The following is a 7,493-nucleotide window of genomic DNA, read 5'->3' on the forward strand; positions in this document are numbered from 1 at the left end:
CAAAGCCATGACCTCGTATAGCAAGGAAGTCCTGGGCGATCTGGTCGCAGGCAAGCTGCCCTGGCCACAGACAAGGCGGATCATGAGTGCCTACAAGGACGATGACCGTTTCTTCAAGATGGTTGCCGTCTATCAGGATCGTGTCGCCTGGAAAGATCCGATCCTGCTGCCGGTCTCGGACCATCTGTTCATCTGCCAGAGCGGCGATGAGCGCATTACCCGCTGCGAATGCGGCCACTCCTTCGGCGACTATCGCAAGAACTGGAAGCTGAAGGCTGCGATCAACGTCCGCAACACCGAGGGGGCTTTGCGCGAAATCTATCCCAACAGCGATCTCCCCGATCCCGAATGGATGGAGATCCGCGAATTCATCTGTCCGCAATGCGGCACGCTGCACGAAGTGGAAGCGGCGGCACCTGGCTATCCCATCGTCCACGATTTCGAGCCCGACCTCGAAGGCTTCTATCGCGAATGGCTAGGCAAACCGCTCCAGCAAACATGAAACGCTGGCGATGGAGGCTGCGCCGGTGTGATTGCCAAATACGGTCAGGCCTGATTGCCTGCCCGGAACGAAGTGGAGACCGTGCGCCATGAACAACCTTTCCGGCCGTAGCGCCATCGTTACCGGTGGGTTCTCGGGCATGGGCTTTGCCATTGCCACGGCTTTGGCTGAAGCCGGCGCCAATGTCGCCGTCGGCTCCTACATCGCGCCGGCCAGCGCCGACAAGTCCGATGCCGCCTATTATCCCGGCGCGGACGAGATCGAGCGCGTGCGTGCGGCCCTTACCGTCCACGGAACGAGGGTTCACGCCGCACACCTTGACGTTCGCGACAGCGACGTCGCCAATCGGTTCGCAGCTGACGCCGAGGCGGCCATCGGCCCCGCCGATATCCTGGTCAATGCCGCTGGGACGACCGCGGAGCAGCCGGTCTGCGGCCATTCCGACGCGCTATGGGACAAGATCGTCGATACCAACCTGACGGGCGCCTTCCGCGTCACGCGTGCGGTACTGCCGGGCATGATCGAACGCGGCTGGGGCCGCATCGTCAACATCGGCTCAACCGCCGCCTCGGTCGGCTGGAAGGACAACCCAGCCTACTGCGCGTCCAAGGCCGGCCTTCTCGGCCTCACGCGCTGCGTGGCGCTGGAGGGGGCAGCGCATGGCGTCACCTGCGTCATGATCAGCCCGACCTGGGTCGAGACCGAACTGATGCGCCGCAATGTGGCGCAGGTCGTCGAGCGCGAAGGCAAGGGGCGCACCGCTGAGGAAGCGATGGCCGAGATCGCCAAAGGCAACCCGCAGCAGCGCATGCTGCAGCCGCAGGAGATTGCCGCACTGGCGGTCTTCCTGTGCTCGGATCTGGCCAAGGGCATTACCATGGAGAACATCCAGATCACCGGCGGAGCGCTTTGGTAGCGGCTGATCTCTCCGCAGATGCCTCGCTGTAAGACAAGGTGACCGGATTTGCCATTGAGCGCCGGGCGCAATAGGTTATATTGCACTGCACAATGGAGACGCCGTTTATTGCACGCCCATATTTGCGAAGATTCCGGCCGGCTCATGGCTTGCCGGCCCTAGGTCGTGTCGGCGGAACCCTGAGATGAAGATTCCAAAGTCACTGCTGATCGATCCCGAGAAGAACTCGGTCTATGGCGCCTTTGCCGTAGCCGTTTCGATCTGGGCGTTTTCCTATTCGGTCATCTTCGGCCAGATCTTGATCCTGGCCTATTATGCGGTCTGGCTTCCGCTCATCCTGGTCGACTACCGGCGGTTTCTGCGGCATCTGTCCAGCGCCTGGCTGCCGCTGCTGTTTGCGGCCTATATCTGCTTCTCGGTTTTCTGGTCGCAGGCCCCCGGCGTCACCGCAAGGACGTCGGTCCAGTATTTTTCCCATATCGCCTGCGCCTACGTAGCTGCGCGCACCGTCAGCGTGCGCACGCTGACCATAGGGGCGCTGATCGGAATATTCGTCGTCCTCATCTATTCGCTGAAGGTCGGGAACTATTCCGAGGATGTCCTCGACGGCACCGTGAACTTCGTCGGCGCCTTCGCCTCCAAGAATCAGATCGGCTTTGTCGGCTCGCTCGGCATCTATTTCTGCGTTGTCTTCCTTGCCTTCTACAGGCGCGGCCGGCTCAGCTTCATCCTGGCGGTGCCCGTCGTGCTGCTGTCGGCCTATGTCCTGGTCGCTTCGCATTCCGCCACCTCGATGGCGTCGATACCCGCGGTGCTGGCGCTGGTGGCGCTTCTTGCGATGAGCAAACTTCTGTCACGCCGCTATCGCCGGGTCATCTTCCTGATCGGCGCCGGCCTGCTGGTCGTGACGGCCTTCGTCGCCTTGAATCTCGGGCTGATGGACTTCGTCCTCGGCCTCTTCGGCAAGGATTCGACGCTCACCGGGCGAACCTATCTGTGGGAGCAAGGCTGGAACACGGTCCAGAAATCGCCGATTCTCGGCGTCGGCTATGCCGCCTATTGGGTGCAGGGCTTCGCTGAAGCCGAGCGGCTGTGGAACGAATTCTACATCACCACCCGCACCGGCTTCCACTTCCACAACACCTATATCGAGGCCCTCGTCGAACTCGGCTTCGTCGGAGCGACGCTGGTGTCGCTGATCATGCTGCGCACGCTCTACGGCCACGTCTCGGCGGTTATCTTCAAGGCATGGCAGGCGGACTCGGTGATCCTTTTCGGCGTGATGGTCCTGCTGCTGATCCGCTCCTTCGTCGAGGTCGAGATACTCAACCCCTACATCATGGGTTCTTTCCTGATGTATTTCAGCTTCTTCAAGCTGGCGCGGCTGCCCGTTACCCGCAGGCGGCGGTCACCGGCTCTGGAGCCGGCTGACGCGGCCGGGGGCGAGACTGACTGGCCTCGGTATGCCGGCCATCCGGCGGGCGCCGGTCCCTCATAAATTATCATCTCGCGGGCTGAAGGGAGCGGCCTTCCTTTTTGAGCAAGCATGTGCTCGGACGGGAAGCCTCGATCCCGAGACCGCTATTATGGTTTCCGTAGGGAGATGTTCAAACAACTGAGCCAGAGCCTCATCCCGATTGTCGGGTGAGGCTCTGGCTCGAAACACTGGATCGTGTTGGAAGTCGGTCTATTGGCTGGCCAGCGGCGCCAGCTTGATCTTGATCACATCGCCGGGCAGCACCGGGGTTTCTTCCTTGGCGGCTATTTCGGTGGTCTTGCCGTCGACATTGCGCACCAGTGAATAGAGCAGGGTCGGCTGCTGATCATTTGTCATAGCGGCCGCCATCGCGGGATCGCTGGCCTGGGCTATCAGGCCTTTCTGCATGTTCACCTTCAACGCGGCCTCGTTCAGGTCGGCCTCGGTCTGCTGCCGGTCAGTGGCGAGACTTGAACTCAAGGTGTTCTGGGCATCGATAGCATCCTGCTTCGCCTTGCTGATCGCCTGCTTGGCGGTGAGGATGGCGGTTTCGTAGTCCAGGATCTTGCCCTGCAGGTCGGCCACGGACTGGCGCGAATCCAGCAGTCGGGCATTGGCGATCAGGCCTTTTTGCGCCAGCGGACCGATGCTGGCGAGTTGCTGCTGCGCCAAGTCGACCTGCTGCTGCTGATTGACGATCTTCTTCTGCAGCGACTCGATTTCAGATTCCAAAACCCCCTTCACGCCGTCGAGCGCCTCGAGTTTCAGCTTCAGCGCCTTTTGGTCGGCCGTCAGAATCGTCATCTCGTCCGCCACGATGGCTGGCAGTCTCGGATCGCCCTCGACCTCCTTCGGCACGTCGAAACTCGCCTTGCCGGCCATATCCGCATCGATGCGGGCGCGCCTGACGATCAGTCGAATGCGCTGGTCGTCGGAGATGTCGAACATGCCCTTGGCGGTGACCAGGTCCTTGCCGAGCTGGGGGCCGTAGTCGGCGTTGCGCCTGATGCCGCCGGCGACGCTGATTGCCTTCAACACCGTCAGGTCCGGGACATAGGGAAATTGGCCTGGGTTCTGGACTTCGCCCGAAATGTAGAATGGCCGGAACTGCGCCATCTCGACCGAGGCTTCCGGTCGGTCCGACAAAGCGAGCTTTTTCTGCAGCGCCTCGCCGATCGCCGCCGCGATTTCGGACGTGGTCTTGCCGGATGCCGGCAACTCGCCGGCGAACGGCACCGACAGCGTACCGGATGGACCGACCGTGTACTCGCCATTCACCGCCGACCAATCACGAAATGTGCCTTCGACTGTCTGCCATTCGGCGACGCGGATGGTAAGCTTGTCTTGCGAGCCGAGGCGATAGTCGCCGGCGGCGGCGATGTGCGGGACGACGAGCGCCAAGGCAAGGCATGTGGCCAGCAAACGCGCCCGCCGCAGCCGGCCGGAATCCGGGCCGCTGCGAAAGGCTTCGAACAAATCTGTTTTCAACTCAACGTTCCGATCCGCTATAGCCCCATCGCCCGATGAGCTTGCGTCGAATGGCCGATGCCAATGTCTGGCATTGGCCACCGGCCGGTCAGTAAGAACCACGCGACATCCAGACGGCCGGGACGGTCTTGATGATGATGCGAACGTCCTCGAACAGCGACCAGTTCTCGACATAGTGGCGATCGAAGGCGACGCGGCTGTCATAGGACACATCGTTGCGGCCGCTGACTTGCCACAGGCCAGTCAGGCCCGGGCGGGATTTCAGGTAATAGACGGCGGACGTGCCATAGATCTCCAGCTCGTCGCGCACGACCGGACGAGGGCCGACAAGGCTCATGTCGCCCTGCAGGATGTTGATGATCTGCGGCAGCTCGTCGAGGCTGAGTTTCCTCAGCACAGCTCCGACACGGGTAACGCGCGGATCGTTCTTCAGCTTGCGGGTGGCGATCCATTCCGCGTTGGCATCCGGGTTGGTGGCGAGATAGGTTGCCAATACCCTGTCGCCGTCCGGAACCATGGTGCGGAACTTCAGGCAAGGAAAAATCCGCCCGCCGCGTCCAATTCGCCTGTGACCGTAGAAAATCGAGCCGCCGTCGGAAAACTTGACCAGCAGCGCTATCATGACAAACAGCGGGCTGAGTGCGATCAGTCCAATCAGTGAACCGGCGATATCGAAGCTGCGTTTGAGCAAGCCGCCGATCGGTGGCGGAAAATCGATGTCAGCCTGCGAAAAGCTCGCCGTGGCCGACTTGGCAACGTCCCTCATGCCGTAAACTCCATGCGTTGAACGAATGGTTCAGCGCACGATACCAAAAAAATGTTGCAGCGCAACACACAATTTACCACCCCATTGAAATAGTCACGTCATGAATTGACTAAATAATAAGCTTGTCATGCACAAATTTCGGCGTATTTAGCACATTTGTGACAATAAATGGGCACGGCCGAAAAAATAGAGGCCTTTGTGGGGCGGTTTTTAGGCGGACCTACCTATTTGCCAAGGCAAGCTGCAAATTAGTGCTTTATCATGCCCTGATGCTTGGTGAAAACCGTATAAAATACTACTTAATATTGTCTATCTTACTGAAAAATGCCGAGGAGAGGAGATCGGCTTAGCTCCCGTTGCGTGCATTGCAGCATGGCAGAGTCGATCGCAAAAGCTCGATCAAAAATATCCGAAGTTGCCCTTGCCGCCTATTGCTCGCCTTAATAGAATTGCAAATTATACCTGTCACGGTGGCGACAGGTGGAAAAGGCCGGAAGCAACCGGTCGAGAGTGGGCGACCTTAACAAGCCCACATGACAAGGGACGGCGCTCGGGTGGGGCAATCGTGATAATACCCGAGCCGGTTTATGGGCTGTTGGGTATGGCACTTCCAAAATTCATCCTCGGGATGATTTTCGCTCTGGCGATCGTCGTCGGCTGGTCCTGGCTGGGCGGAGCGTCGATAGGCACGATATTGGTGCGCGTCATCATCTGCGCCGTGATCATTCAGGCCGGCTATTTCGTGCTCATCTACACCATGATCGCCAGGAGCGCGCCGACGCCTGCCGACATAGCCCGTGACGCCGAGCGCAAACTGAACGCACCAGAGGTCGCCGAAAGCGAGAAGCTGGGCGGTGCCAGGCGCGGCCTGCATTGATGCAGATTGCTCAAACCTGCCCCCGGTTTGTAGGCATGCTTCGAAACAAGAGACTAGGCGCCGCGTGAATCGGTTTCGGCGCGTCTTGGTCGCCGGCTCACGCGACATCGGCGGGTTCGCCCTCTGACTGTTCCCCCGACAGCATCCTCGACAACCGGCTGCCGGTTTTTTCCTTCAGCCGCTGATATTGGCCGACCTCGACGATACGGCCGTTTTCCATCGCCACCACCCAGTCGGCGAAGGCAATCATCGACGGCCGGTGCGCGATGGTCAGGATCGTCATCGTGCCGCGCAATCCGTCGATCGACCTGGCGATCAGCGACTGGTTCTGCCAGTCGAGCGCGCTGGTCGCCTCGTCCAGGATGAGCAGTGACGGCTTGCGCAGCAGCGCGCGCGCGAGCGCGATGCGCTGGCGTTCGCCGCCCGAGAGCCGCACGCCGCGATCGCCGACCACCGTCTCGAGCCTGAGGTCGAGCCGTTCGACAAACTCGCCGGCGTGCGCCTGATGCAGCGCGGCCCACAGGTCGCCATCGCTGGCCCGTGGCGCGGCAAGGCGCAGGTTCGCCGCGATCGTGTCGTGCAGGAGGAACACGTCCTGCGGCACATAGGCCACCTGGTCGCGCCAGCGACGGCGATTGCTGGCATCAATCTCGACGCCGTCGACAAGCATCATGCCGGTGGTGGGCTCCAGCAGGCCAAGCAGCATATCGGCGATCGTGCTCTTGCCCGATCCGGACGGGCCGATCAGGGCGGTGACCTTGCCGGCCGGCAGGCCGAAGGTGATGCCGCTCACCACCACCTTGTCGCCAGCATCTCCATAGGCGAAGGAGACACCGCGAATATTCAATCCCGTATTGAGGGAGAGTGTCCCGGCGTCGGCGAACTCGGTATGGCCTGGTTCGCGTTCGGCATCGAAACGTGCCTGCAGGCTGCGCATTGCCGTAAAGGCGGGCAGGTTGATCAGCACTTGCTGGGCTTGCGTCTGCATGTCCATGAAGCGCGGCGCGATGCGCATGAAGACCAGGAGCAGGACGACGATCTCGGCCAGCGACAGGTTGAAGCGAACCAAAGCCACATAGATGAACAGGCTCAGGCCCACCACGCTCGCCACTTGGAATACCGCGGTGCCGATGGTGCTGTTGCGCACATAGTCGATGTTGTCGGCCTTCATCTTCTCAAGCGTCGACCGCAGCTGCGCGAAATAGCTGTCCTCGACGTTCAGGCTCTTGGCCACCTTGATGCCGCCGAGAAATTCCGAGACCGTCCGGTACTGATCCTGTCGATTGGCGGTCAGCACACGGCCGAAGGCAGTGGCCCGTGTCCGGAAGGGCTGCAGCGCCACGAACATCAGCATGCCGATGACGACGGCAAACAGCGTCATGACCGGCGAGATGAACATGGAAACCAGGAGATAGCCAGCCAGAAGAACGGCGATCTGCACCAGCATCAGCAGTGAGAACGCCGCGC

General features: G+C 60.8%; 7 protein-coding genes. 4 read left to right on the plus strand and 3 right to left on the minus strand.

Going from position 1 to position 7,493, the window contains the following annotated elements; genetic code table 11:
* Nucleotides 1-7: 7 nt before the first annotated feature.
* From EN906_RS16175 to EN906_RS16185, 3 genes are all read left to right on the plus strand, one after another.
* Nucleotides 8-502: an acetone carboxylase subunit gamma gene (locus EN906_RS16175; protein WP_127269096.1), complete on the plus strand. Its 495-nt coding sequence runs from the start codon at nt 8-10 to the stop codon at nt 500-502.
* 88 nt (nt 503-590) lie between these two features.
* Complete coding sequence (locus EN906_RS16180; protein ID WP_127269097.1) at nt 591-1,418, plus strand: SDR family NAD(P)-dependent oxidoreductase; 828 nt, start codon at nt 591-593, stop codon at nt 1,416-1,418.
* Between the two features lie 184 nt (nt 1,419-1,602).
* Nucleotides 1,603-2,916, plus strand: coding sequence for an O-antigen ligase (locus EN906_RS16185; RefSeq protein WP_127270875.1), 1,314 nt, complete (start codon nt 1,603-1,605; stop codon nt 2,914-2,916).
* A 189-nt stretch (nt 2,917-3,105) separates the two neighbouring features.
* Here EN906_RS16185 and EN906_RS16190 read toward each other — a convergent pair whose 3' ends face one another.
* Nucleotides 3,106-4,371 carry a polysaccharide biosynthesis/export family protein gene (locus EN906_RS16190; protein ID WP_164777198.1) on the minus strand — a complete coding sequence of 422 codons (1,266 nt, stop codon included), beginning with the start codon at nt 4,369-4,371 and terminating at the stop codon, nt 3,106-3,108.
* A gap of 100 nt (nt 4,372-4,471) precedes the next feature.
* On the minus strand, nt 4,472-5,149 hold the full coding sequence (locus EN906_RS16195; protein ID WP_023811581.1) for a sugar transferase: 678 nt from the start codon (nt 5,147-5,149) through the stop codon (nt 4,472-4,474).
* Between the two features lie 601 nt (nt 5,150-5,750).
* Between EN906_RS16195 and EN906_RS16200 the strand changes: the two genes are divergently transcribed.
* The gene (locus EN906_RS16200; protein WP_023811582.1) at nt 5,751-6,026 is read left to right on the plus strand and encodes a hypothetical protein; all 276 of its coding nucleotides are present in this window, start codon (nt 5,751-5,753) and stop codon (nt 6,024-6,026) included.
* A gap of 97 nt (nt 6,027-6,123) precedes the next feature.
* On the opposite strand, the gene EN906_RS16205 is transcribed toward EN906_RS16200, so the two are convergent.
* Nucleotides 6,124-7,493, minus strand: a 1,370-nt coding sequence (locus tag EN906_RS16205; RefSeq protein ID WP_164777197.1) for an ABC transporter ATP-binding protein, incomplete at its 5' end; no start/stop codon positions are given.

The organism is Mesorhizobium sp. M7A.F.Ca.CA.004.06.1.1, from assembly GCF_003999135.1.
Classification (GTDB): domain Bacteria; phylum Pseudomonadota; class Alphaproteobacteria; order Rhizobiales; family Rhizobiaceae; genus Mesorhizobium.